A 23,587-nucleotide genomic window follows, 5' to 3' on the forward strand; every position below is an offset into this window, starting at 1 on the left:
CCTTCGCCAACACGGACCGAGTAGCCCCGGTGGAATGTGACAACCGCCGGAGCGGTCGTCAGGCGTTCCCCCCTCCGGGGAAGGCCCGGCGTGTGTGCGGGGCCGCCCTGGGGAGGCCCGGCGGCGGGCAAGGGCCGTCGTCACCGCCGCCGGGCCCGTCCTGGCCGGGGTCAGCAGGCGCCGAGGTCCTGCCAGACCCCCCACTCACCGGTGGTGCCGGGCTCCTCGCCCTTCGTCCACCACTTCGCCTTCCACGAGTGCCCACGATGGGCCACGGTGCTGCCTCCGCCGTACTCCGTCACGGCGTCCCAGGCCGGAGCCGTGCACTGCCCCGTGCCGCCCGTCGGGGTCGGCGTGGGCGTGGGCGTCGGTGTCGCCGTCCCCGGCTCCACCACCGTCGTCCCGCGCGCCAGATCCCCGGCCAGCGCGTACGTCGTCCCGCCGAACGTCACCGTCCAGTTCGACGGCGTCGACACCGGCAGGTAGTACACGAAGTCCAGCTCCACCGACGCGCCCGGCGCCAGCGTCTGCCAGCTCGGCAGCTTCAGCGAGACCCGGTGATAGTCACCCTTGAGACCGCCGACGTTCGTCCCGGTGTGGTCGCTGCGGATCACCGAAGTCCCCCACCCGGACTGGTCCTTGGCGTTGCCGGGCGCCGAGGTGGCGTAGTCGAACCGGAACTCCGTACCGCCCGGCAGCGTCGTCTGCGTCCGGTTCGTGATCTTCAGCTTGGGGCTGATCGGGTAGTTGGAGTCGCCGAGCGGGAACTGCCCGAACTCCACGTCGATGTCCAGCGCCTCGGCCGGCAGGTCGATGGTCGACCGCTGCGCGCCGTACGGCGAGGCCGACTTGAACTTCTCGTACATCAGGGTCGTCAGTGCCGACCCCGGCTCGTACTGCCCCTCGGCCGCGTTCCAGGCGTAGTCACCGGCCAGCTCCCACACCATCGTGCCGCCGATGCCCCGGTCCACGACGTAGTCGGCCTTGGCGGCCACCGACTGCTCGTCCTCCGTGGACAGGAACACCTTCTTCTGGGCGTTCCACAGCCAGGGCGCGACCAGCGTGGCGTCGTACTTCCGGGCGTACGTCCCGGTCAGCGTGGTGTCGGCCGGGAAGCCGTACCGCGTGACGTAGTCGCCGACGATCCCCTTCTCCAGGTTCTTGGCGTGCCACATCGGGTTGGAACCGGCGGGCGACTCCTTGCCGCTCGTGTCCAGGTCGTGCCAGAGGTTGTCGATGCCGATCGCGCCGTCGCCGCACTTGGTCAGGCCGGACCCGGCCGGGCAGTCGGTGGACGGTGCCCTGCCCCAGAGTCCGTCGGTGCCGCCGGTGACGTTCTTGAACCCTCGGGTGTAATAGGGGAGACCGATATTGATCCGCCCGGCCGGCATCGAGCCGCGGAAGTAGTGGTACGCCCAGTCGGTGTTCAGATAGCCGATACCGCCGTACTGGGATGTGGAGTACACGCCCGCCGCCGCGAGTTCCGCGTCCTTGCCGTCGTCGAAGAGCGAGGCGTTCGGGCCGACGTACTCGTTCCAGGCACCATGCAGGTCGTAGGACATGATGTTCACGTAATCCAGGTACTTCTGCACCTGGAAGGTCTCCATGCCGCGCAGCAGGTAGCCGGAGGAGGGCGCCGCCACCGTCAGCAGATAGTGCCGGCCGTCCGCCGCGCCCGCGCGGTCGAGTTTCTCGCGCAAGGTCTTCATCAGGGCCGCGTAGCCCTTGACCAGCCCGGCCCGGCGGGCGTTGGAGATCGACCAGTCGAGCGGGTTGCCCGCGTCCTTCATGGTCGTCGGGTACTCGTAGTCGATGTCGACGCCGTTGAAGCCGTACTTCCTGATGAACTCGACCGCCGAATCCGCGAAGGTGTCGATACCGGTCTGGTTGACCGAGCCGTCGGCGTTCGTGGCCATCGAGTAGAAGCCGCCGGAGTTCACCCGCGTGCCGCTGTCGTCGAAATAGCCGCCGGTCTCGGCCCAACCGCCCACCGAAACCAGCGTCTTGACGTCAGGGTGCTGTTTCTTGAATTTGTTCAGCAGGTTGAAGTGGCCCTTGTAGGGGAGCGCCGGGTCCATGTCGGCGCCGGTGACACCGGGCCAGGTCATCCCGGTCGCCGGATTCGTGGGGCCGTCCGTGCCCACGGAGAGTTGGTTGCCGCCGTCGACGTGCGCGAAGGCGTAGTTGATGTGGGTGACCTTGTCCCACGGGATGTCCGAGGCCAGATAGGCGGGCGTGCCGTCCTTGCCGGTGCGCCAGCCGGTGAAGTAGCCGATCACCCGGCGCTGGTGGTCGGCGCCCATCTTCTCCCGGCCGGCCGAGTCGTAGACCGAGCAGTACGGGACGTCCACGCCGGGCGTCCGGTAGAGCCCGTCGGGGCGGCAGGACTCCTGGTCGGCGGCGTGCGAGACGGTGGCCGGCAGGCCGGCGAGGACCAGGCCCGCGACGGCCCCGGCGGCCGTGAGCAGGGCGGATCTGGATCTGTGACGTGAGGGGGACAGCACGGTCGGTTCCTCTCCACGGAGTTGCGCAGACCCTAGAGAGGACTAGACCAGTGCGTCAATAGGTATGGACCAATTCAAGCGGGTGTTGCTGTGCGGTAGTTGGGACCGGTTCGGCCCGCCCGAGCGGGTCGGCGACGCGGCCTGTGAGCCACTCCACATCGCTCGCCCGTATGGATGTCGATCGGTCGTGGCACACTGGCCCTGTACCAGAAGCAGCGCACTCCGGGGTCGGTGAAAGTCCGAACCGGCGGTTACAGTCCGCGACCCGGTCGCCTCCAGCGGCCGGTTGACCAGGTGAAATTCCTGGACCGACGGTTAAAGTCCGGATGGGAGGCAGTGCGCGGCGAGCGGGCATTCGTGCGCGCCGCCGACTGTGATCGTCCCGTAGGGGGACGAGTCCGTCCGGCGTCGCTCCCGGTGTCCTCGCTCGTACATCTGTCGTCGTGACAGCCCCGGAGTCCGTGCCCGAAGAGGCAGGAGGACCCGGGAAGTGTTCACCGGAATCGTCGAAGAGCTGGGCGAGGTCACCGCCGTCGAGAACCTCGGCGACGCCTCCCGCTTCCGGCTGCGCGGCCCCGTCGTCACCGAGGGGGCGCAGCACGGCGACTCCATCGCCGTCAACGGCGTCTGTCTCACCGTCGTCGACCACGAGGGCGACGAGTTCACCGCCGACGTCATGGCCGAGACCCTCAAGCGCTCCAGCCTGGGCGTCCTCACCGTCGGCTCCCGCGTCAACCTCGAACGGCCCACCGCCGTCGGCGCCCGCCTCGGTGGCCACATCGTGCAGGGTCACGTCGACGGCACCGGCACCGTCCTGGAGCGCACCCCGTCCGAGCACTGGGAGATCGTGAAGATCTCGCTCCCGGCGGACCTCGCCCGCTATGTCGTGCAGAAGGGCTCCATCACCGTCGACGGCATCAGCCTCACGGTCGTCGAAGCCGGCCCCGACTACTTCACCGTCAGCCTGATCCCCACCACCCTCGCCCTGACCACCCTCGGCCGCAAGCAGCCCGGCGACCCGGTCAACCTCGAAGTCGACGTCATCGCCAAGTACGTGGAGCGGCTGCTGGCCGGTCAGGGGGCCAACCGGTGAACTGGCTCAACTCCGAGGCCTTCACCGTCTTCGGGCAGCACATCAAGTGGTCGGACATGATCGGCAACGTGATCGGTCTGGTCGCCCTGGCGCTCGGCTGGCGCCGCTCGATCTGGACCTGGCCCGCCCAGTTCGTCTCCGGCCTCATCCTCTTCGCCGCCTTCGCCACCGCCCACCTCTCCGGCAGCGCGGGCAAGCAGATCGTCGTCATGCTCGTCGCCGGCTACGGCTTCTGGCAGTGGAACCGCGGCAGACAGCAGGCACAGGACGGCTCGATCGCCGTCCGGTTCGCCACCTGGCGCGAGCGCGGCGTGCTGCTCGGCGCGGCGGCGCTCGGCACCCTCGCGGTCGGCGGCCTGTTCACCGCGTACCCGTCCCTGTCCTGGGATCCCTGGCCGGACGCCTACATCTTCGTCGGCACCGTCGTCGCCATGTACGCCCAGGCGCGCGGCATGGTCGAGTTCTGGTTCGCCTGGCTGCTCGTCGACCTGGTCGGCGTGCCGCTGAACTTCGCCAACGGCTTCGCCTTCTCCGGCTTCGTCTACGTCATCTACGGCGCGCTCGTCCTGTGGGGCATGCGCGACTGGTGGCTGCGCTCCCGCAAGGACGCGCGGCCCGTCCTGGAAGGAGCACCGGCATGACCGCCCCCCCGTCTCCCGCCACCACCCCAAACGAGGCGCTTCGCGCCGCTCCTTCGATTCCACCCGTTCTCTACAGCACCGAAGACTTCGACGACCTCACCCTCGATCCCGTGGAGCAGGCCATCGCCGACATCGCGGCCGGCCGGCCCGTCGTGGTCGTCGACGACGAGGACCGCGAGAACGAGGGCGACCTCGTCATCGCCGCGGAGAAGGCGACCCCCGAGATCGTCGCCTTCATGATGAGCGAGTGCCGCGGCCTGATCTGCGCCCCCATGGAGGGCGAGGAACTGGACCGGCTGCGGCTCCCGCAGATGGTCGAGGACAACACCGAGTCGATGAGGACCGCGTTCACCGTCTCCGTGGACGCCTCCGCCGCCCACGGTGTGACCACCGGCATCTCGGCCTCCGACCGGGCGACCACACTGCAACTGCTCGCGAGCGGCACCGCCGAGCCCGTGGACTTCGTCCGCCCCGGCCACGTCTTCCCGCTGCGCGCCAAGCCCGGCGGCGTCCTCACCCGCAACGGCCACACCGAGGCCGCCGTCGACCTCGCCCGCCTCGCGGGCCTGCGCCCGGCCGGCGCCATCGTCGAGATCGCCGGCGAGGACGGCCAGATGCTGCGCCTGCCCGAGCTGATCCCGTTCGCCCGCAAGCACGGCCTGACGATCATCTCCATCGAGGACCTGATCGCCTACCGCCGCAGCTCCGAGCCCACCGTCCGCCGCGAGGCCGAGACCCGGCTCCCCACCGCCCACGGCACCTTCACGGCGTACGGCTACCGCTCCACCGTCGACGGTGTCGAGCACGTCGCCCTCGTGCACGGCGAGATCGGCGACGGTGAGGACGTCCTGGTCCGCGTCCATTCCGAATGCCTCACCGGCGACGTCTTCCACTCCCTGCGCTGCGACTGCGGCCCCCAGCTGGAATCGTCCCTGGAGCGCATCCACGCCGAGGGCCGGGGCGTGGTGGTCTACCTGCGCGGACACGAGGGCCGCGGCATCGGCCTGCTGTCCAAGCTCCGGGCGTACGAGCTCCAGGAGCGCGGCCGGGACACCCTCGACGCCAACCTGGAGCTGGGCCTGCCCGCCGACGCCCGCGACTACGCGGCCGGCGCGCAGATCCTCACCGACCTCGGCGTGCGCAGCGTGCGCCTGATGACCAACAACCCCGAGAAGACCGACGCGCTCGTGGGGCACGGCATCGAGGTCACCGAGCGCGAGCCGATGCCCGTGACCGCGGGCGAGCACAACCTCCGCTACCTGCGCACCAAGCGGGACCGGATGGGTCACGATCTGCCGTGGCTGGACACGGCCCCCGTGTCCACCTGCAGCACCCAGTAAGAGCACACCGAGGAGACACGAGAACGTGAGCGGCAAGGGCGCACCGGAACTGTCCGTACGCAACGTGGGTGACCTGCGGGTCGCCGTCATCGCGGCGCAGTGGCACGAGAAGGTGATGGACGGTCTGGTCGACGGCGCCCTGCGCGCCCTGCACGACCTGGGCATCGACGAACCGACCCTCCTGCGGGTCCCCGGCAGCTGGGAGCTCCCGGTCGTCGCCAAGGTACTCGCCGGACGGGGCTACGACGCGATCGTCGCCCTCGGCGTCGTCATCCGGGGCGGCACCCCCCACTTCGACTACGTGTGCCAGGGCGTCACCCAGGGCCTCACCCAGGTCTCCGTCGAGACCGGCGTCCCCGTCGGCTTCGGCGTACTCACCTGCGACACCGAGGAGCAGGCCCTGGACCGGGCCGGACTGGACGGCTCCAACGAGGACAAGGGGCACGAGGCGGTGACGGCGGCGGTCGCGACCGCGGCCACCCTCCGCTCAGTATCCGAACCATGGCGTTAGGTGGCCCGGCACACCGCGTAAAGTGGGCGCCACCATGTCCAAGAAGACGTTCGAGGAGCTCTTCACCGAGCTCCAGCACAAGGCCGCCCACGGCGACCCCGCCACTTCCCGCACCGCCGAACTGGTCGAGAAGGGCGTCCATGCCATCGGCAAGAAGGTCGTCGAGGAGGCCGCCGAGGTCTGGATGGCCGCCGAGTACGAGAGCAAGGACGCGGCCGCCGAGGAGATCTCGCAGCTGCTGTACCACGTCCAGGTGATGATGGTCGCGCGCGGGATCTCCCTCGACGACGTCTACGCCCACCTGTGAACCACACGCCGCACAAGAACACCCCTTCACACAAAGGAAGCCGACCTCATGCTGCGCATCGCCGTCCCCAACAAGGGTTCCCTCTCCGGCCCTGCGGCGGACATGCTGCATGAGGCCGGCTACCAGCAGCGCCGCGACTCCAAGGAACTGCGGATCGTCGACCCGTCGAACGACGTCGAGTTCTTCTACCTCCGCCCCCGCGACATCGCGATCTACGTCGCCTCCGGTCAGCTCGACATCGGCATCACCGGCCGTGACCTGCTGATCGACTCCGGCGCCAACGCCGAGGAGATCCTGCCGCTCGGCTTCGCCCGCTCCACCTTCCGCTACGCCACCAAACCCGGAGGCATCAGCGGCCTGGCGGACCTGAACGGCAAGACGGTCGCCACCTCCTACGAGGGCATCGTCGCCAAGCACCTCGCCGACAACGGCATCGACGCCTCCGTCGTCCACCTCGACGGCGCCGTCGAGACCGCCATCCAGCTCGGCGTCGCCCAGGTCATCGCCGACGTCGTGGAGACCGGCACCAGCTTGCGCAACGCGGGCCTGGAGGTCGTCGGCGAGCCGATCATGAAGTCGGAGGCCGTCGTCATCCGCCGTACCGGCGCGGACGGCGAGGAATCCAAGGTGCGGCAGTTCCTGCGCCGGCTCCAGGGCGTCCTGGTGGCACGGACGTACGTGATGATGGACTACGACATCCGCGCCGAGCACCTGGAAGCGGCCGTCGCCATCACCCCCGGCCTGGAGGGCCCCACGGTCTCCCCGCTGCACAACGAGGGCTGGGTCGCCGTCCGCGCGATGGTGCCCGCCAAGGACGCCCAGCGGATCATGGACGACCTGTACGACATCGGCGCCCGGGCCATCCTGACCACCGCCATCCACGCCTGCCGCCTCTGAGGGACACCGCACCGATGTCGGACCTGCCCACGCTGCCCGTCACCTTCCGGCCGGGCCGCACCCGCGCCGTCCTGCTCTCCGCGGCCGGCGCGGTCTTCGTCGTCGTGTCGACGATCGCACTGCTGCTGGACCGGCTCGGACCCGGTGAGCGGATCAGCTTCGTCCTCACGGCGGCCATGCTGTCGGCCGTGGCGCTGCTGCTGGCCCGCCCGAAGGTCGTCGCCGACGAGACCGGTGTCACCGTCGTGAACTTCGCGAGCACCCGCCGGCTGGAGTGGGCGCAGATCGTGCAGGTGCATCTGCGGGTCGGCGACCCGTGGGTGTTCCTGGACCTGAGCGACGGCACCAGCCTGGCCGCGATCGGTATCCAGCCCGGTATCGCCAAGGCGCAGGCCGTCGCCGACGCGCGCACCCTGCGGGCGCTGGTCGAGGCCCGTTCCGGCGGGCCTCGGGACTGACTCGGGCCCATTCACCCTGCCGTACCGGCCGGTGTCTTGATTAATCTGTTGGCGGAGGCGTTGTCCGTGACGCCTCCGCCCCTGTTGTGCCGGCCGGCGCACAGGGGTCCCTGCTACCCGAGGAGTGACCCTCTCCGGCGATGGACGGATCGTCCTGCAGTACCTGCGCCGCCCCCTGCCGACATAGCGCGGAGGCGGCGGCATCATGACCACCCCCCTGCTGCTGCTCGCAGCCGCTTTCCTGCTCATCCTCGCCAACGGCTTCTTCGTCGCGGCCGAGTTCGGCCTTGTGACGGTCGACCGCCCGGACGCCGAGAGGGCCGCCGCCGAGGGCGACCGACGGGCCCGCCGGGTCGTCGAGTCGCTGAAGGAGCTGTCGTTCCAGCTCTCCGGCACCCAGCTCGGCATCACCATCACCTCCCTGGTCGTCGGCATGCTCGCCGAACCGGCCCTCGCCCAGCTGCTGGACGGCCCCCTCACGGCCGTCGGCATCCCCGACGGCGCGGTGTCCGGGGTGGCCGTGGCCATCGGCATGCTGCTGGCCTCCGCCATACAGATGGTGGTCGGTGAACTCGTCCCCAAGAACTGGGCGGTGTCCCGCCCTCTGCAGGTCGCGCGCTTCGTCGCCGGTCCGCAGCATCTTTTCGCACGCGTGTTCAGGCCGGTGATCGCCGGTCTGAACGCCGTCGCCAACCGTCTGGTCCGCACCCTGGGCTTCGAGCCCGCCGAGGAACTGGCCTCCGCCCGCACCCCCGACGAACTCGTCTCCCTGGCCCGGCACTCCGCACGCGCCGGTGCGCTGGAGCAGGACACGGCGGACCTGTTCGTGCGCACGCTGTCGCTCGGCGAGCTGACCGCGCAGCACGTCATGACCCCGCGCGTGAAGGTGAGCGCCCTGCAGTCCACGGCGACCGCCGAGGACGTGGTCAACCTGACCCGCGCCACCGGCTTGTCCCGCTTCCCGGTCTACCGCGAGCGGATCGACGAGATAGTCGGCATGGTCCACCTCAAGGACGCCCTTGCCGTCTCCGCGCCGGAGCGGCTGCGCACCCCCGTCGGCCGGATCGCCAAGCCGCCGCTGCTGGTCCCCGAGACGCTGCCGGTACGGCCGCTGCTCGCCCGGTTGCGCAGCGAGCAGCCGATCGCCGTTGTCGTCGACGAGTACGGCGGCACGGCCGGAGTCGTCACGCTGGAGGACATCGTCGAGGAGATCGTGGGCGAGGTCCGTGACGAGCACGACGGTCACGACCTGCCCGAACTGGCCTCCGCGCCGCCGGAGGACGGCCGCCCCGCCTGGGACGCCGACGGCAGCTGCCGGATCGACACCCTGCGGCGGATAGGCCTCGACGTGCCCGAGGGCCCGTACGAGACGGTCGCCGGTCTGGTCGCCGACCTGCTCGGCCGGATCCCGGCCGTCGGCGACCGCGCCGAGCTGCCCGGCTGGCGGCTGGCCGTGCGCCAGGTCGGGCACTACCGCGCCGAGCGGGTACGCCTCGTGCGCACCGCCCCCGTCCGGGAGGCCGTGCGATGAGCGTGCTCCAACTGCTGTTCGCGGCGCTGCTCGTGCTCGCCAACGGCTTCTTCGTCGGCGCCGAGTTCGCGCTGGTCTCGGTCCGCCGCAGCCAGATCGAACCGCTCGGCACGGCCCGGGCCCGCCAGGTCCTCTACGGCCTGGAGCGGCTGCCGCAGATGATGGCCGCCGCCCAGTTCGGCATCACGGTCTGCTCACTGACCCTGGGCGCGGTCGCCGAGCCGACGGTGGCGCATCTGCTGGAGCCGTTCTTCGCATGGATCCACCTGCCGCACGGGCTGGTCCACCCGCTCGGCTATGTCATCGCCCTCGCCACGGTCGTCTTCTTCCACCTCGTCATCGGCGAGATGGTGCCGAAGAACCTGGCGATGGCGGCGCCGGAGAAGGCCGCGCTGTGGCTGAGCCCCGGCCTGGTTGCCTTCGCCCGCCTCTGCCGGCCGATCACGGTCACCTTGGGCGCCTGCGCCCAGGGTGTGCTGCGGCTGTTCCGGGTCGAGCCCAAGGACGAGGTCGAGGCCGTGTTCACCAGCGAGCAGCTCAACCGGCTCGTGGAGGACGCGGGGCAGGCCGGCCTGCTCGACCCCGAGGAGGCCGAACGCCTGGAGGACGCGCTGGAGCTGGGCTCCCGCCCGGTCACCGACGTGCTCCTCAAGCGCGAGTCGCTGATCACGGTCAGCCCCTCGGTGACGCCCGGCCGGATCATCGAGCTGACCGCCCGCACCGGGTACTCCCGCTTTCCGGTGGCCGCGGAGAACGGGGCCTTCATGGGCTATCTGCACGTGAAGGACGTACTGGATCTCCAGGAGTCGGAACGGGCCGTTCCGCAGCATGTGTGGCGGCCCATGACGACGCTCAGGTCCGAGCTGCCCCTGGACGACGCGCTCACCGTCATGCGCCGCGCCGCGACCCACCTGGCGCAGGTGGCGGACGGCTCCGGACGGGTGCTGGGGCTCGTCGCGCTGGAGGACGTACTGGAGCTGCTGGTCGGTGAGGTACGGGATCCGGCGCACCGGGAGACGCCTCCCGCACCCGCGGTGTCCGAGCCCCGCTCCGGCGAGGAAGTACTGGCGGGCTGAAGGCCGGGGCCGCGGGATCCGTCACATGGCCGACGGATCCTGCGGGCCCCGCCCCGACAGCACCTCGCCGTACGCCTGCATCAGATCCGGCAACCGCAGTGTCGACAGGTCCTCCCGCGACAGCGTCCCCGGGTAGGCCGACAGTCGCAGATCCCGGTACGCGCAGCTCTTCTCGTACAGCGTGCGCAGGAACCGCCCGTTGCCCAGCTCGTCGATCCACCCCTGGTCGACCACATGCCCCGCGATCGAGCGCAGCTCGTCCAGCGACTCCGCGTCCCACGCGTCACCGTTCTCGGCGGCCAGCACCTCACCGATCGCGGTGAGTTCGAGGGGCCGGTACGAGGGGAAGTCCACGCGGGTCGTGAAGCGGGAGGACAGTCCGGGGTTCGCGGCGAGGAGGCGGTCCATGCCCTCCGGGTAGCCGGCCAGGATCACCACGAGGTGGTCGCGGTTGTCCTCGGCCCGCTTCAGCAGCACCTGCAGCGCCTCGTCGCCGTACGCGTCGCCCTTGCCGTAGCCCGAGTTGGACAGCGAGTACGCCTCGTCGACGAAGAGGACGCCGCCGAGCGCGGAGTCGATCAGCTCGTTGGCCTTCACGGCGGTCTGCCCGAGATACTCGCCGACCAGGTCCGCCCGCTGGGCCTCCACGAGGTGGTCGCCGCCGAGCAGCCCGAGGGCGTAGAAGACCCGGCCCAGGATGCGGGCGACCGTGGTTTTCCCGGTGCCGGAGGGGCCGGAGAAGACGAAGTGCCGCTTGGGCGGCTGCACCGGCAGGCCCTGAACGGCTCGCAGCCGGGCCATGTTCAACTGTGCGGACAGGGCCTTGACCTGGCGTTTCACCGGCTCCAGGCCCACCATGCGCTCCAGCTCGGCGAGCGCCTCCTCAAGTAACGCGGGGTCGGTCGGACCGGCGGGCAGCGGCGGGGAGGGGACCGCTGTCTTCTCCCGCACCGCCGGATCGGTGACCGACGGCGGCGGACCGGTGGGCGGCGGGGCCGGGTCGGAGAGTCTGAGGTCCCGGCCCTCGGTGCCGAACAGCGGATCGAGCACGTCGGGGCCGTCGACGCTGTCCTGCCCGGCGCCGGTGAGCGCGATCGAGGCGAGGTCGGCGGCGTCGTCGTATCCGTCGCCCTCGGCGATCGCCGCGAGCCGGGCGGAGGTGTCCATGAAGGCGGGGTCGACGCGGTGCACCGCCCGGTACAGGGGGAGCGCGGCGGCCGAGCGGCCGGTGCCCTCGTGGGCGCGGGCGAGCCAGTAGCGCAGCTCCTTGCGCTGCGGCTGTTCGCTGCGGCAGCGCATCAGGGCCGCCGACAGCAGCGGCTCGGCCTGCCCGTACATCTCCAGCCGGACCCGGGCCATACCGCCGAAGAGACCGGCCTCGATACCGAGCAGGGGGTCGTCGAGCAGCGGGTCGGTGTGCCGTACCAACTGCTCCCAGTCCTTGACCAGGTAGGCGCGGCAGGCGTGCAGGAAGCGCACCTGCGGGTCGGTGTCGATGGGCGGCAGGCCCGCGAGGGCACGATCCAGCTCGGGGACGTGGCGGCCGTCGAGCCAGTGCGAGGCGTGGGCGAGCAGCAGGTCGCGCGGGCTCTCCAGCACGGGCTGCACCCACCAGCCCAGCCAGTACCAGGAGTTGAGCGTGCGCCGGTGCCGGGTGCGCTGTTCACCGAAGCGGTCCCGGTGCCGGAACATCCGCAGCAGCGCGGTCGTCGTGTCCACCCGCAGCGCGTGCAACCCGAGCCAGCCGTCGGCCATCCCCGGGTCCAGCCGGACCGCGCTCCGGAACTCCTCCTCCGCCTGCGGATACGCGCCCATGGTGTAGGCGTCCACGCCGCGCAGCCAGGCCAGGTCGGCCGGGGCCTCGGGGCCCTGCGTGCCGAAGTCCATCACGTCCCCCCACAAACCGTGCCCCCGCTGGTTCGCCGCCGGGCCGTCACCCGTCGGCCGACTTTGGTCGAACCGCTGTGCAGCGGACCGGAGTTGCGACGGTGCGCGGAGCAGCCGTCCACAGGTCGCACCGAGGGCATCGTACCTGCGGGTCGGTGCCCGCCGTAGGGTGCCGCGAGAGGCGTTTGGCGAGGTGGGGAGCGGAGGGGGCGCGGCGCGCATGGTGACCGAGGGTGAGCGGAAAGCGCCTCGGAGCGCCCGGCGTAAGTGAAGAGGACAGAACGAAGCCCCCGATCACGGGGGAACAACCGGGGGCTTCGCGTCTGTCGGCGACCGTGTTCGGTCGCACATTGAGAACGTAAGTCCTGTACGGCCCCCCGGTCAAGCCGAGTTGAAGCACTCGGCCAAGTTCAGCCGCAAGGGTCTTCACAGGTTCAGCACATTGCGGATGGCCCGTCACCGTGCGTCATATCCTGGTCCGGACCAGAAGACCCCGCGGGCCCCGGCAGCACCTCATACCCCGTGGGCAACGGGCGCACCAGCAGGTCGGCGAAGGGGCGCGAGGGGTCCTCGGCGAAATGGCGCCGTTCCGCCTGAACCCATCCGGCCCAGAACTCGCGCTGTTCATCCCCGTCCCGAAACTGCCCTCGTGCCCAGGCCTCCTCGTGCGGTAGTTCCAGCCACAGCAGTCGCGCCAGATGGGGGCGCAGGGCGCGCCGGCCGGCGCCGACGCCCTCGACGAGGATCACCGGCGCGGGCGGCAGCGGGCGGGGTGGGCCGAAGCGGCGGGTCCGCCAGTCGTAGGGGGCGTAGTGGGCGGTCTCGCCCCGGCGGAGGGGCTCGATCACCTGACCGAGCAGGCGGTCGGTCCAAGCGAACAGCTCGTCGTGGCTGGCGATGTCGTCGAGGTGCAGCACCGGCGCGCCGCCCAGCGCGTTCGCCAACTGCCCGGCGAACGTGGTCTTTCCGGAGCCCGCGTGCCCGTCGACGCCGATCAGCCGAACGGGGCCGCAGGACGGGGGCAGGTCGCGCAGCAGGCGGGCGAGTGCGGACAGGGCGGTGGCCGGGGCGAGGCGGTACGAGTGCGACACGCCCTCATCATCTCCCAGCTCATGCCAGTGGTCCCGACCAATATTGCCGGGCGTGGCATGCCCCGAAGTGCTGGCCGTGGCGGCCTTGTGCGGCCATAGTTGGCGCACACATCCGTGCACTGGACCTGCCCCGACTCGGACCCTGGGAGTCATCCGCCCATGAGCAGAGCCGAACAGCCGTCCCGCAGAGCCCTCCTGGCCGCCGCGGTCGCCGCCGCCGTCGCGGGCGGCGCGGGCCCGGCGGTGGCCGCCCCGTCCGCCCATGCCGAGGACCCGGCGACGGCCGACCCCGCCAAGGCGCCGGCCCGCCCGGTCGACAACCGCTTCTGGACGACGTACGCCGACTGGCGCGGTGGCACCGTCCAGGGCACCCGTGCCGTCCCCGGCATCCGCCCCGGCGTGGTGATCGCCGGCCCGGCCGGCACCACCACCTACCCCGACCCGCACACCGGTACGTCCTCCCCCTGGGAGTACGCGACCTGGACCTCCCCGGTCCACCAGCTCGCCGTCCCCGCCACCGAGGTGATCGCCTCCTGGAACGCGCACACCCCGGCCGGCACCTGGATCCAGGTCGATCTGCGCGGCACCTACTCCGACGGCACGGACACGCCCTGGTACGTCATGGGCCGCTGGGCGGCCGGCGACCGGGACATCAGGCGCACCTCGGTGGACGATCAGACCGACGGCAAGAGCACGATCTGGACGGACACCTTCGCCGTCGACGACCCGGCGTCGGGCCTGCGCCTCACCTCCTACCGGCTGCGTCTGACCCTCTACCGCAAGCCCGGCACCACGCTCACCCCCACGGTCTGGCGGCTCGGCGCGATGGGTTCCGACGTCCCGGACCGTTTCACGGTCCCGGCCTCCACGCCCCGCCTCGCCAGAGAACTGATCGTGCCGAGGTACTCCCAGGAAATTCACAAGGGGCAGTACCCCGAGTACGACAACGGCGGCGAGGCCTGGTGCAGCCCCACCTCCTCGCAGATGATCATCGAGTACTGGGGCGGCCGGCTCACCGAGGAGCAGCTGGCCTGGGTCGACCCGAGCTACGCCGACCCGCAGGTGTGCCACGCGGCCCGGTACACGTACGACTACCAGTACGCGGGATGCGGCAACTGGCCTTTCAACGCCGCCTACGCGGCCACCTTCCAGGGCCTGCAGGGCGTGGTCACCCGGCTCGGCTCGCTCACCGACCTGGAGACGCTGATCGCGGCCGGTATCCCGGCCATCACGTCCCAGTCCTTCCTGGAGAAGGAGCTGACGGGCGCGGGCTACGGCACCGCGGGCCACCTGATGACCGTGATCGGCTTCACCGCCGACGGCGACGTGATCGCCAACGACCCGGCGTCGCCGAGCAACGAGGCGGTGCGGCGGGTCTACGACCGGCGCGAGTGGGAGAACATCTGGCTGAGGACCAAGCGGTACAACGCCTCCGGCAAGGTCGTCTCCGGCACCGGCGGCGTCTGCTACCTGTATTTCCCGGCGCGGGTTTCAGCAGCTCAGAGGCGTGCACTGGACTCCGTGGGCATCCGGTAAGGGTATGTTGAAGGGCTCCCCGTAGCCGTCAGGGAGCCCTTCACTTTCCTTGATCCACAAACACTGGGGAGAATCTGGGGAGATCCACTACGAGGGAGTCTCAAACCAGTTCTGCATCGCCGAACGGCCCCGACCGTCCGCCTCGGGCATCATGTGCGCGTAGATCCGGAGCGTGATCGACGGATCGGCGTGGCCCAGCCACTTCGAGACTGCCACGATCGGCTCGCGCGCGTCCAGCTGCACCGAAGCGAAAGTATGCCGCAACGCGTGAAAGCCGTTCTCCCGACTCTCCTCAAAGGTGAGCACCGTGCGGAACACCCCAGGGCGATGCTTGATGGGCTGCTTCTCCTCCCGCGGGGGAGGGATGACCCCGGCCGCCGCAAGGGCCGGCTTCCAGATTCGGAAGTCGAATCCGTCCCGCCGGATCGCTCCACCTCGCGCGGCCGTCAGGATGAGCGCGTGGGTCTGCGGTGCGCGTTCCTCCGCCTCCCGGTCCGTCTTCGGCGGCCGGGGATCCCTCCACGGCAGCGTCACCGGCCGTGCGGGCCGTCGACTCAGCGAGTCCTCAATCCGCTTCAGAAGGTAGTCAGGCACGGGCACCTCCCGCGTCTTCTCTCCCTTGGGTAGAGCGAACGCCAGCTTGGCGCCCACCTTCTTCACCTGACGGCGCACCAGGATGCGCTGCCCGGTGAAGTCGATGTCGTCCACCGACAGACCGAAGACTTCACCGGACCTCAGCCCTGCGCCCACGCCGAGGTCGACGCACAACTGGAACCGCTCGTCCATCGCGGCCTGCACGGCGAGGACCTGATTCTTGGGCCACGCCCGGGCTTTGGCTGGCGGCCTGGAAGGCACTCGCAGCGTCGTCTGTTTCCTGCAGGGGTTGCGGGTGAGCCGCTCATCGTCGATCGCGGCCTGGAAGATGGCCGACAGATATCGCCAGGCCTCGTTCCCGGTACCGGCGCCAGCCGTTTCCTTGAGCGTCTTCAGCCACTCACCGAGCTGCTTCGTCTTGATGGCGTTCAGCTGGTAGTGGCCGAGATGCGGCACGATGTGCGTCCACACGCGGCCCTTGACGGTCGCCTCGGTGGACGGATTGTCGTAGTCCCGGCGAGGCCACCACTCCTGCTCGATGTAGTCCTTGAGGAGCATCTGGCCACGGCGGGGGTCGACGAACTCGCCGGCCGTGGACTCGTGCTGCGCCTTCGCCAGCCAGGCCTTGGCGCCTTCGGGGCCTTCGAGCTTCTCGAAGGAGCGGTCCTTGACGCCTGGGATGCCCGCGACCCGATAGCGCTTCCCTTGCCCGTAGCGGGTCGTCTTGCGCTTCCTCCCCGTCTTCGGGTCGGGCTTCTTCGTCCACCAGCGGTCTTCGATGTATCCGGGCAACGCGGCCCCCGTTCGTCACACCTGGCTCATTGGCTCCGGGCTGTTGTCGATTATCTCCCCGCCGAACAACTGGAACCAGCGGCCCCCGCTGAGCTGGTCCTTCGTTACCGGGTTCATGGCGGCGGCGAACTGCGTCACGGTCTGGTCGGGGTTGATGTAGATACGCACCACGCCTCGGCCTTCCCCGAGCGCTACGCCGTCCGGCGCTTCCGACGTGAGGAGATACTCGACCCGGAGCGGGCAGCCGGGGGTGTCGTGGGAGACGATCTCGTCGCCCCACAGTTGGAACCAGTTGGCTCGCCGCATGAGGTCGTCGACCTCTATGTTCAGCTGGCGGACGACGGCGGCGAGGGGCGCGGCCCTGTCGAGCCGGATGCGCACCCGCCCGCGGTCCTCGTCGATGCGTGCCAGTCTTCCCGGCGGCAGATCGTCAACCGCTTCGTAGGCGACGTCCAGCATGAGCCCTCCCCACGTTGCAACGGTGCACACTGAGCCAGACTGGCCGAATGTGCACGGTTGGTGAAGAGTACGTCTACTCTGTGTCGTCGACAATCGGTTCGAGAAATGTCTACTTACGGACATTCGCGATCGGATGCCCGCAGCGGAATGTGACAGTCCGTCAATCTCCTGATTCCCGGCGGGCTTTCTCGTCTGCCTCGATCATGTAGCGCCAGCGCCGGATCTCCTCCGGGGACTTGCCGGCGAGGTGGCCGACGATGATGCGGACCTCGGCGTCGTAGCCGGCCAGCTCGGTCGCCTCGTACTGCAGCCACTGTTCCGCTGCGGCCTCCCGGACGCGATTGACCGGCTTGCCGAGTGCGTAGGCGATGGCGGCGAGTTGCTTGGCGGAGGGGGGGTTCGCTGGCGGGTTCTTCACGATTCGCTGCAGATACGCCTTGGAGACGGATTCTCCCGTGTTGGCTTTGCTGGCCCGGTCGGCGATGCGTTGGTAGGAGTCGTCCTTGTCGAGTGCTTCCTGGATGAGCTGGGAGAGCGCGCCGATAGGCGACGACCGCTCGGCCGCGCCTTGGTCAGGGGCGGGGGCCGCTGCCGTCATGTCCTCTTCCTCTCGCGTCACGTTCGCACCGACTGTCTCTAGGGATACGGGTGGGCGCCGGAAAAATAGCAGGTCGGCCCGTACAACCTTCTCGTGTTGGAGACGAACCGTCTACAAATCAATGTTATCGCGCCAAGATCTTTACTGGTTCCTGACGATCGGTCGTCCAGTTTCATAGACGATTCGTCTCTCGTGTGCTTAACTCGTCTCATCAAGGCCGCTCCGCACCACGGGGGATCCATGAGTCGTCGCTACCTGCTTCGAAGTGCAGAAATATTCAGATGGATCATGAAGCACCCAGGCAGGGGCACCCCCTACGGCTACGACAGCCTCGCTGAAGCCAGCGGCTGCGGTCGCGGTCTGATCGAGAAGCTCGCCACCGGCAGGCAGGACAACGCGGACGTCAATGACGCCCACTCCCTCGTGGAGGCCCTCGGTGTCGCCCTGCTGGTGCTCTTCGCGCCCAAGGCGTCTCCAGAACTGGACGATGCGTCTCCTAGCTCTCCCCCCACCAAGAAGGAGTAAGCCAGTGCACAACAGGAAGGGGCCCCGCCCGAGCCCCCCGAAGGGCTCCCTCTGGATCGAGGACGCCGCCGCGCACCTCGGCCTGGAGCTCACAACGCTCCGCAAGTGGCGACTGCTCGGCAAGGGACCGGTCGGCTACAAGGTCGGCCGATACGTCGCCTACAAGGTCGCCGACCTGGACGCCTACCTCGACGGCCAGTACCGCGCCGCCACCGAGCCGGACACCGACCGCGCCCACGAGTCCCGCCCGCCGGAGCCGCGCCTGTCGCGCAAGCCGGCCCGCGTCGCCGCCTAACCGGCAAACGAAGAGGCCGCCCCGAAACGCCAACCCCGGGACGACCTCGCGATCCCACGCCCAGAACGCACGAAGCGAAAGGGACCGCCTGTGTCCATTCTGCCCCACGAGTCGACCAAGGTCGTGAAGCTAGACCTGTCGGCCGGCTCCATCGACACCGTCTTGGTCGATGGCGAACCCCACGTTGTGTTCCGTCCGGCCGTCGAAGCGATCGGCCTCGACTACTCGACCCAGCTCCGCAAGCTCCGCGACCGCTCATGGGCCAGTCGTAGGGATATCCCCACAACTGGCGCCGACGGCAAGACCTACCGCATGGCCGCGGTGGACGTCCGCACCTTCCTGATGTGGCTCGCCACCGTCAACGAGACGAAGGTCGCCGAGTCGGTCCGCCCCACTCTCGTCGCCTACCAGCGCGAGACCACCACCGCGGTCAACGACTACTGGACACGCGGGGGCGCCATCAATGAGCGCGCCACGGACGAGCAGCTGGATGCGCTGCAGCAGGAGATCGAGGAGCGCCGCATCCGCCGCGCGCTGGGCCTTGTCCAGTTGATCGCCGCGATGGACGACAGCGTCGACCCGAAGTGGAAGCGGTCCCGGCAACTGCACCACTACGCGGAGGCGGCCGGCGAGATCGCCGAGATCCCCGCTGAGGAACGCGCGCTGCTGGTCGACACCTACCTGAAGGACCGCGGCCTGTCGAAGGACGAGCGCCGCTCGGTGCGGTCATCGTTCGGCCGACGCGTCTCGCTGGCCTACGAGATGCAGCACGGCGAGAAGCCAAAGGACTCGATCGGCCTGGTCGATGGCCGCGAGCGCACGGTCAAGTCGTACACCGAGGCGGACCGCCCGATGTTCGACAAGGTCTGGGGCGAGTTCTACGCCGACCGCTACCCCGCCCAGCAGCGGCTCGGGGAGGCGTCGTGAGCGCCCCCATCCCGACCCCCGAGGCGGTCCACCTGTTCGCAGCCCGCCTGACCCGGCCTCACGTGATCGAGGCGGCCCTGGCGATGGACGACGCCGAGCGTGTCCTCAGCCGCCCCATGTCGCCGTTGTCGGTGGAGGACTGGGGCGACCGGGAGATCGTCCTCGCCGACTGGCACCGCGCGAAGAAGGTGCTGGCCTCGACCGCCCTCCGCCCCGGCGAGCCGACGGAGGTCCGGTCATGACCCTCCCCATCTCCGCCGTGGACGTGCCCGCCGCCGAGGTTGAGACCGCCATGCGCCGCGAGCTGGCCAGGCAGAAGTTCGCCGCCCGCATGGCCCGCCTCCCCGACCTCCTCGCGCACCCCGAGCGCGCCGCCCAAGGCGAGCCCGCGAAGGCCGGCTACCTCGCCGAGATGCGCCATCTCCTCTACGACGCCGACGCGGACGCCACCACACCCGCATTCCCCTACCCGACCGCCGAGGAGGCGTCGTGACCGACTACCCCGAGATCGCCGCTCACGTCGCCCGTGACGTGAAGGACGGCAAGCTGACCGAGCTCCGCGAGGACGGCCTGTACCGGCACGTCGAGTTCAAGGCCATGCAGGGATGGTCCCGGATCATCCTCGTGACCTGGCCCTACAACCTCCTGGTCGCCGGCTCTCACGGCTCGTACCACTTCGAGCGTCATGGCGACGACACGAAGGACATGTTCGACTGGCTGCGCGGCATCCGCGTCGAGCCGACGCGGTGGGCGTCGAAGCTGGTCAACGGACGCGAATCGGTCCGCGAGTACGACCCCGACCGCCTGATCAAGCAGGTGAAGGCGGAGGTAGCGGAGGCCGTCCGGGATGGAGCCCCGCGAGGCCTGCGGGCAGCGGTCCGTGAGCAGATCCTCGACAGCGGCCTGCTGGACTCCAAAGACCTTGCGATGGAAGCGGTCTACAACTTCGAGCACGGAGTGACGTACCGCGCCGAGTGCTCATGCGGAACGTCGAAGGATCACGACGACCGGAGCGACGCCTACCGCTGGGAGTGGGGCGAGCACGCACGTCGGAGCGGCGGCGGTGAGCACAAGGTCAAGGTCCGCGAGGTCGGCGGCTTCGCCTTCTCGGACGTCGGCGACTGGTCGATCCACAAGCTGAACTACCACTTCGTCTACCAGTGCTACGCCGCGTCGTGGGCCATCGGCCAGTACGACGCGGCCCGGAAACTGGCGGCCGTGTCATGACCCTCACCGGCCTGCCGTCGACCCCGGCCACCGCCGCCCCGGTGATAGTGCCCGGCCTGCTGTCCGGCCTCGGCATCACCCGCCGCCGCGTGCCCGCGTGGATCACCGACCCGAACGTCATCGCGTCCATCGAGGCCGGACTCATCGACATCGACGACGACCTCGTCACCCGCGACCAGCCCACGCTCCGGCAGATCGAGAAGCGGCTCGCGCTCGCTGCCTGCTTCTACATCGTCTGCCAGCGGGCCCGGGTCGCCGAGCTTGAGCAGCGGGTTGCCGCCGCACACACCGCCCACCGCAACAGGGGGAACCCAAGTGACCACCTTCCACACGCCCCACGCCCCGTACATCGAGGCCGTGGAAGCCGCCCTGACCGAGGCAAAGCTGACGCCCGAGCAGACGGATGCGTTCGTCGAGGACTCCTACGACGTCGCCTACCTGCGCGGCGTCGTCACCCTCACGCCCGAGACCTCCGACTACCCCGACACCCGGTTCCGCCACGGCCTGATCCTCGTGTGGGACTGGCACACCGGCCGCGACGAGGACTACGACCGCGGCCCCATCTGGCAGTGGGCCCGCCTCAACGACGACGGCTCCAGTTGGGAGCTGGAGGCGCTGCCCGTGCCCGGCTGGGTCGCCCCGGCGATGCTCGCCGCGACCGTCGCCACCCTAGTCCACACCGGCACCGCGACGCCGATGACCAGCCTGTGGCACGACCACCTGCGGGCCCCCGTCGAGGCCGCCATCGAGGTGTGGGGGAACCGGTGACCCGCAGCCTGCTCCCGAAGGGCACCGGTCGCCGCCGCGCCGTCGACAAAGTCGCCGAGCTCCGCGACGAGAACCGGCGCCTCCTCACCATCACCCACCGCGCCGGCGACGACATCGCCCTCCTGCGGCGCGACCTCGCCGACGAGCAGGAACGGCGGAAGACCGCCGAGAAGGAACTGCAGCAGGCCGAGGAGGTCATCCGCCTCCGCGACCGCGAGATCGCCGACCTCAAGCGCAAGGTCGACGTCGGCGTGAAGGCCGAGCACGTCATCGCCAAGACGCAGGAGCTGAGCGTCGACGAGATCCGGAAGCACTGCGTGATGCCGCTGCACCAGGCGCCGTTCGCGACCACCGACCCCGGTCGCACCTGAACCCGCCGGCCCTGGCGGTGCCCGCTCCTGCCACGGCCGGCGCCCAAGCCAACCGAATACGCCGCGTGCCAGCGCCCCCAGCGCTCCGCGGCAGCTGAGGCCCCGCCTCCACCACCCCCCAAGGAGGCGGGGCCCGGCCCAACACATCCCGAAACGGAGAACCATGAGCACCAGCAGCCCCACCATCCCAGCCGACGTCGCCGCGCACGTCCTCAGCCACTTCGGCCGCGGCGGCTACCCGGCTGGCGACTGGACCGAGTCCCTGATCACCCTCATCGACCGCGCCGACATGACCAACCGCGCCAAGCTCCTCGCCGCGTTCCCCGAGTACGGCGCGGCCGTCCTGCTCGCCAAGTACGACGAGGAAGGCATCGCCACCCTGCAGCGGCTGTCCGGGCTCAAGCCGAAGCCCATCACCTGCACCCGCTGCTGGGATGTCGACGGGCCGTTCACCCCCGAGGGCCTGTGCGAGGCGTGCGCCCGACCGATGCCCCTGGACGGCGTCGCATGACCACGGAGACCGAGGTCGAGCCCGGCCTGTACGACATCCCCGCCGACGTCTATCACGGGGACCCGATCCCCGGCGGCAGCCTCTCCTCGACCGGCGCCCGCACGCTGGTGAAGAAGTGCCCGGCCGCCTTCAAGTGGCAGCTCGATAACCCGCAGCCCCACAACAAGGCCCTCGAACTCGGCACCGCCGCACACAAGCTCGTCCTCGACGACGGCCCCCAGCTGGTCCTCGTCGACGCCGACAAGTGGAACACCGACAGCATCAAGGCCGAGGTCGCCGCGATAAGGGCGGCCGGCGACATCCCGCTCAAGCGCCACGAGCTTGAGCAGGTCCGCGCCATGGCCGCCGCCCTGCGCGCGCACGACGAAGCAGCCCAGCTCCTGGAGCCCGGGTCCGGGCTCGCCGAACAGTCCGCCTTCTGGGAGGACAACGGCGTCTGGCGCCGCTGCCGCTTCGACTGGCTGCGCGACGACGGCCAGATCGTCGACTACAAGACCGCCCGCTCCTGCCGCCGCGAAGACCTGGAGAAGGCGTTCAACGAACACGGCTACCACCAACAGCAGGGCTGGTACGAGGACGGCGGCGCCGCCATCAACGTCGCCGACCCCGAGCGGCCCATGCAGTTCGTCGTGCAGGAGAAGGACCCGCCCTACCTGGTCGTCGTCACCACCTGCGACCCGATGGCCCGCGGCATCGGCCGCCACCTCAACGACGTGGCCCTCAACACCTACGCCATCTGCCGAGAGCGCGGCGAATGGCCCGGCTACCTGCCCAACCCGATGATCGCGCTCCCCGCCTGGGTCGAGCGCCAGTACGCCTAGGAGCACCCCGCATGTCCCAACTTGGCCAGCCCGTCCGCACCGCCCGCCCCGCGCAGCAGCAGGCCGCCGCCGAACAGTTCGCCTTCCGACCCGCCAGCAAGGCCGGCCGCAAGGCCCGCCTGTCCATCCAGGGCCTGTCCGGCTCCGGCAAGACCTGGACCGGCCTCGGCATCTCCCACGGCCTGTCCGAGGGCCGACGGTTCGCCGTCATCGACACCGAGAAAGGCGCCGCCAGCCTCTACGCCGGGATCGGCGGCATCCAGTTCGACACGCTCGCCATGGACCGCTACGACCCCCGCGACCTCGCCCGCGCCCTCGACGCCGCCGCACAGGCCGGCTACCCGACCGTGTTCGTCGACAGCCTCTCCCACTTCTGGAAGGGCACCGACGGCACCCTCGACCAAGTCGAGAAAGCCAGCAGCAGGTACGGCGGCAACAAGTTCGCCGGCTGGAAGGACGGCACCCCACTGCAGAACGACATGGTCGCCGCGATCCTCGCCTACCCCGGCCACGTCGTCGCCTCGATGCGCTCCTACACCGAGTGGGTCCTGGAGAACGGCAAGCCGAAGCAGGTCGGCACCCGGCCCGAGCAGCGCAAGGGCATCGAGTACGAGTTCGACGTCGCCGTGGCGATGGACATCGACAACCGCCTCGAAGTCCTCAAGTCCCGCTGCCCCGGCCTGAACCGCAAGGTGTTCGACCGGCCCAACGGGGCCCGCGACATTGCTGCGCCGCTCCTCGCCTGGCTCAACGCCAGCCCCGAGCCCACCGAGCAGTAGCCCGCAACGCGAACGGCCGCCCGCGGGCGAATCGCGGGCGGCCTGTCA

28 protein-coding genes and 1 riboswitch are annotated in these 23,587 nt (G+C 69.9%); of the genes, 21 read left to right on the forward strand and 7 right to left on the reverse strand.

Features of this window, described 5'->3' with window-relative positions:
- Nucleotides 1-170: 170 nt before the first annotated feature.
- Nucleotides 171-2,504 (reverse strand): chitinase C-terminal domain-containing protein, encoded by a 2,334-nt coding sequence (locus tag HJD23_RS35575; protein WP_171108002.1) that lies wholly within the window; start codon nucleotides 2,502-2,504, stop codon nucleotides 171-173.
- A 213-nt stretch (nucleotides 2,505-2,717) separates the two neighbouring features.
- Nucleotides 2,718-2,848: riboswitch (FMN riboswitch) on the forward strand.
- 146 nt (nucleotides 2,849-2,994) lie between these two features.
- Between HJD23_RS35575 and HJD23_RS35580 the strand changes: the two genes are divergently transcribed.
- From HJD23_RS35580 to HJD23_RS35620, 9 genes are all read left to right on the forward strand, one after another.
- Entirely contained in the window at nucleotides 2,995-3,597 is a 603-nt protein-coding gene (locus HJD23_RS35580; RefSeq protein ID WP_171108000.1) for a riboflavin synthase, read from the forward strand.
- Complete coding sequence (locus HJD23_RS35585; RefSeq protein ID WP_171107998.1) at nucleotides 3,594-4,238, forward strand: nicotinamide mononucleotide transporter family protein; 645 nt, start codon at nucleotides 3,594-3,596, stop codon at nucleotides 4,236-4,238. The genes HJD23_RS35580 and HJD23_RS35585 overlap by 4 nt, the downstream gene beginning before the upstream one ends.
- On the forward strand, nucleotides 4,235-5,578 hold the full coding sequence (locus tag HJD23_RS35590) for a bifunctional 3,4-dihydroxy-2-butanone-4-phosphate synthase/GTP cyclohydrolase II (RefSeq protein ID WP_197973007.1): 1,344 nt from the start codon (nucleotides 4,235-4,237) through the stop codon (nucleotides 5,576-5,578). Before HJD23_RS35585 ends, HJD23_RS35590 begins: the two co-directional genes overlap by 4 nt.
- Before the next feature lie 25 nt (nucleotides 5,579-5,603).
- The gene (ribH, locus tag HJD23_RS35595; RefSeq protein WP_171107996.1) at nucleotides 5,604-6,089 is read left to right on the forward strand and encodes a 6,7-dimethyl-8-ribityllumazine synthase; all 486 of its coding nucleotides are present in this window, start codon (nucleotides 5,604-5,606) and stop codon (nucleotides 6,087-6,089) included.
- A gap of 34 nt (nucleotides 6,090-6,123) precedes the next feature.
- Nucleotides 6,124-6,396, forward strand: a complete 273-nt coding sequence (locus tag HJD23_RS35600) for a phosphoribosyl-ATP diphosphatase (protein WP_171107994.1) — start codon at nucleotides 6,124-6,126, stop codon at nucleotides 6,394-6,396.
- A gap of 48 nt (nucleotides 6,397-6,444) precedes the next feature.
- Entirely contained in the window at nucleotides 6,445-7,293 is an 849-nt protein-coding gene (gene hisG / locus HJD23_RS35605) for an ATP phosphoribosyltransferase (RefSeq protein WP_171107992.1), read from the forward strand.
- 14 nt (nucleotides 7,294-7,307) lie between these two features.
- Nucleotides 7,308-7,751, forward strand: a complete 444-nt coding sequence (locus tag HJD23_RS35610) for a PH domain-containing protein (RefSeq protein ID WP_171107989.1) — start codon at nucleotides 7,308-7,310, stop codon at nucleotides 7,749-7,751.
- A gap of 205 nt (nucleotides 7,752-7,956) precedes the next feature.
- Nucleotides 7,957-9,282, forward strand: coding sequence for a hemolysin family protein (locus HJD23_RS35615; protein ID WP_171107987.1), 1,326 nt, complete (start codon nucleotides 7,957-7,959; stop codon nucleotides 9,280-9,282).
- Nucleotides 9,279-10,358 carry a hemolysin family protein gene (locus HJD23_RS35620; protein ID WP_171107986.1) on the forward strand — a complete coding sequence of 360 codons (1,080 nt, stop codon included), beginning with the start codon at nucleotides 9,279-9,281 and terminating at the stop codon, nucleotides 10,356-10,358. The genes HJD23_RS35615 and HJD23_RS35620 overlap by 4 nt, the downstream gene beginning before the upstream one ends.
- A gap of 21 nt (nucleotides 10,359-10,379) precedes the next feature.
- On the opposite strand, the gene HJD23_RS35625 is transcribed toward HJD23_RS35620, so the two are convergent.
- Both HJD23_RS35625 and HJD23_RS35630 read right to left on the reverse strand, forming a co-directional pair.
- The gene (locus HJD23_RS35625) at nucleotides 10,380-12,245 is read right to left on the reverse strand and encodes an AAA family ATPase (protein WP_171107984.1); all 1,866 of its coding nucleotides are present in this window, start codon (nucleotides 12,243-12,245) and stop codon (nucleotides 10,380-10,382) included.
- 434 nt (nucleotides 12,246-12,679) lie between these two features.
- Nucleotides 12,680-13,336, reverse strand: a complete 657-nt coding sequence (locus HJD23_RS35630; protein ID WP_171107982.1) for a hypothetical protein — start codon at nucleotides 13,334-13,336, stop codon at nucleotides 12,680-12,682.
- A 159-nt stretch (nucleotides 13,337-13,495) separates the two neighbouring features.
- Between HJD23_RS35630 and HJD23_RS35635 the strand changes: the two genes are divergently transcribed.
- Nucleotides 13,496-14,872, forward strand: a complete 1,377-nt coding sequence (locus HJD23_RS35635; protein ID WP_171134105.1) for a peptidase C39 family protein — start codon at nucleotides 13,496-13,498, stop codon at nucleotides 14,870-14,872.
- A gap of 87 nt (nucleotides 14,873-14,959) precedes the next feature.
- Here the strand turns inward: HJD23_RS35635 and HJD23_RS35640 are convergent, their stop codons facing one another.
- The 3 genes from HJD23_RS35640 to HJD23_RS35650 all read right to left on the reverse strand — a co-directional run bounded on the left by HJD23_RS35640 (nucleotide 14,960) and on the right by HJD23_RS35650 (nucleotide 17,315).
- The gene (locus HJD23_RS35640; RefSeq protein ID WP_171117899.1) at nucleotides 14,960-16,258 is read right to left on the reverse strand and encodes a site-specific integrase; all 1,299 of its coding nucleotides are present in this window, start codon (nucleotides 16,256-16,258) and stop codon (nucleotides 14,960-14,962) included.
- 15 nt (nucleotides 16,259-16,273) lie between these two features.
- Complete coding sequence (locus HJD23_RS35645; RefSeq protein WP_171117897.1) at nucleotides 16,274-16,717, reverse strand: hypothetical protein; 444 nt, start codon at nucleotides 16,715-16,717, stop codon at nucleotides 16,274-16,276.
- Nucleotides 16,718-16,877: 160 nt separating this feature from the next.
- Nucleotides 16,878-17,315, reverse strand: coding sequence for a hypothetical protein (locus tag HJD23_RS35650; RefSeq protein ID WP_171117895.1), 438 nt, complete (start codon nucleotides 17,313-17,315; stop codon nucleotides 16,878-16,880).
- Between the two features lie 240 nt (nucleotides 17,316-17,555).
- On the opposite strand from HJD23_RS35650, the gene HJD23_RS35655 reads away from it, so the two are divergent.
- From HJD23_RS35655 to HJD23_RS35680, 6 genes are all read left to right on the forward strand, one after another.
- Nucleotides 17,556-17,840, forward strand: coding sequence for a hypothetical protein (locus HJD23_RS35655; protein WP_171117893.1), 285 nt, complete (start codon nucleotides 17,556-17,558; stop codon nucleotides 17,838-17,840).
- Nucleotides 17,841-17,844: 4 nt separating this feature from the next.
- A complete protein-coding gene (locus HJD23_RS43135; protein WP_206326332.1) occupies nucleotides 17,845-18,135 on the forward strand; it encodes a helix-turn-helix domain-containing protein in 291 nt (96 codons plus the stop codon).
- 90 nt (nucleotides 18,136-18,225) lie between these two features.
- Nucleotides 18,226-19,062, forward strand: coding sequence for a phage antirepressor N-terminal domain-containing protein (locus HJD23_RS35665; protein WP_171117891.1), 837 nt, complete (start codon nucleotides 18,226-18,228; stop codon nucleotides 19,060-19,062).
- Nucleotides 19,059-19,304, forward strand: a complete 246-nt coding sequence (locus HJD23_RS35670) for a hypothetical protein (RefSeq protein ID WP_171117889.1) — start codon at nucleotides 19,059-19,061, stop codon at nucleotides 19,302-19,304. Before HJD23_RS35665 ends, HJD23_RS35670 begins: the two co-directional genes overlap by 4 nt.
- Complete coding sequence (locus tag HJD23_RS35675) at nucleotides 19,301-19,555, forward strand: hypothetical protein (protein ID WP_171117887.1); 255 nt, start codon at nucleotides 19,301-19,303, stop codon at nucleotides 19,553-19,555. Before HJD23_RS35670 ends, HJD23_RS35675 begins: the two co-directional genes overlap by 4 nt.
- The gene (locus HJD23_RS35680) at nucleotides 19,552-20,289 is read left to right on the forward strand and encodes a hypothetical protein (RefSeq protein WP_171117884.1); all 738 of its coding nucleotides are present in this window, start codon (nucleotides 19,552-19,554) and stop codon (nucleotides 20,287-20,289) included. Before HJD23_RS35675 ends, HJD23_RS35680 begins: the two co-directional genes overlap by 4 nt.
- On the opposite strand, the gene HJD23_RS35685 is transcribed toward HJD23_RS35680, so the two are convergent.
- Nucleotides 20,226-20,621, reverse strand: a complete 396-nt coding sequence (locus tag HJD23_RS35685) for a hypothetical protein (protein ID WP_171117882.1) — start codon at nucleotides 20,619-20,621, stop codon at nucleotides 20,226-20,228. The two genes, HJD23_RS35680 and HJD23_RS35685, sit on opposite strands and share 64 nt — an antisense overlap.
- On the opposite strand from HJD23_RS35685, the gene HJD23_RS35690 reads away from it, so the two are divergent.
- From HJD23_RS35690 to HJD23_RS35710, 5 genes are all read left to right on the forward strand, one after another.
- The gene (locus HJD23_RS35690) at nucleotides 20,605-21,057 is read left to right on the forward strand and encodes a hypothetical protein (RefSeq protein ID WP_171117880.1); all 453 of its coding nucleotides are present in this window, start codon (nucleotides 20,605-20,607) and stop codon (nucleotides 21,055-21,057) included. The two genes, HJD23_RS35685 and HJD23_RS35690, sit on opposite strands and share 17 nt — an antisense overlap.
- Nucleotides 21,054-21,428, forward strand: coding sequence for a hypothetical protein (locus HJD23_RS35695; RefSeq protein WP_171117878.1), 375 nt, complete (start codon nucleotides 21,054-21,056; stop codon nucleotides 21,426-21,428). Before HJD23_RS35690 ends, HJD23_RS35695 begins: the two co-directional genes overlap by 4 nt.
- Before the next feature lie 163 nt (nucleotides 21,429-21,591).
- Nucleotides 21,592-21,939, forward strand: a complete 348-nt coding sequence (locus HJD23_RS35700; RefSeq protein ID WP_171117876.1) for a hypothetical protein — start codon at nucleotides 21,592-21,594, stop codon at nucleotides 21,937-21,939.
- Nucleotides 21,936-22,760, forward strand: coding sequence for a PD-(D/E)XK nuclease-like domain-containing protein (locus tag HJD23_RS35705; protein ID WP_171117875.1), 825 nt, complete (start codon nucleotides 21,936-21,938; stop codon nucleotides 22,758-22,760). The genes HJD23_RS35700 and HJD23_RS35705 overlap by 4 nt, the downstream gene beginning before the upstream one ends.
- Nucleotides 22,761-22,771: 11 nt before the next feature.
- A complete protein-coding gene (locus HJD23_RS35710) occupies nucleotides 22,772-23,539 on the forward strand; it encodes an ATP-binding protein (RefSeq protein ID WP_171117873.1) in 768 nt (255 codons plus the stop codon).
- Nucleotides 23,540-23,587 lie beyond the last annotated feature (48 nt).

This window comes from Streptomyces sp. Z423-1, assembly GCF_013009255.1.
GTDB classification, from domain to species: Bacteria; Actinomycetota; Actinomycetes; order Streptomycetales; family Streptomycetaceae; genus Streptomyces; species Streptomyces gossypiisoli.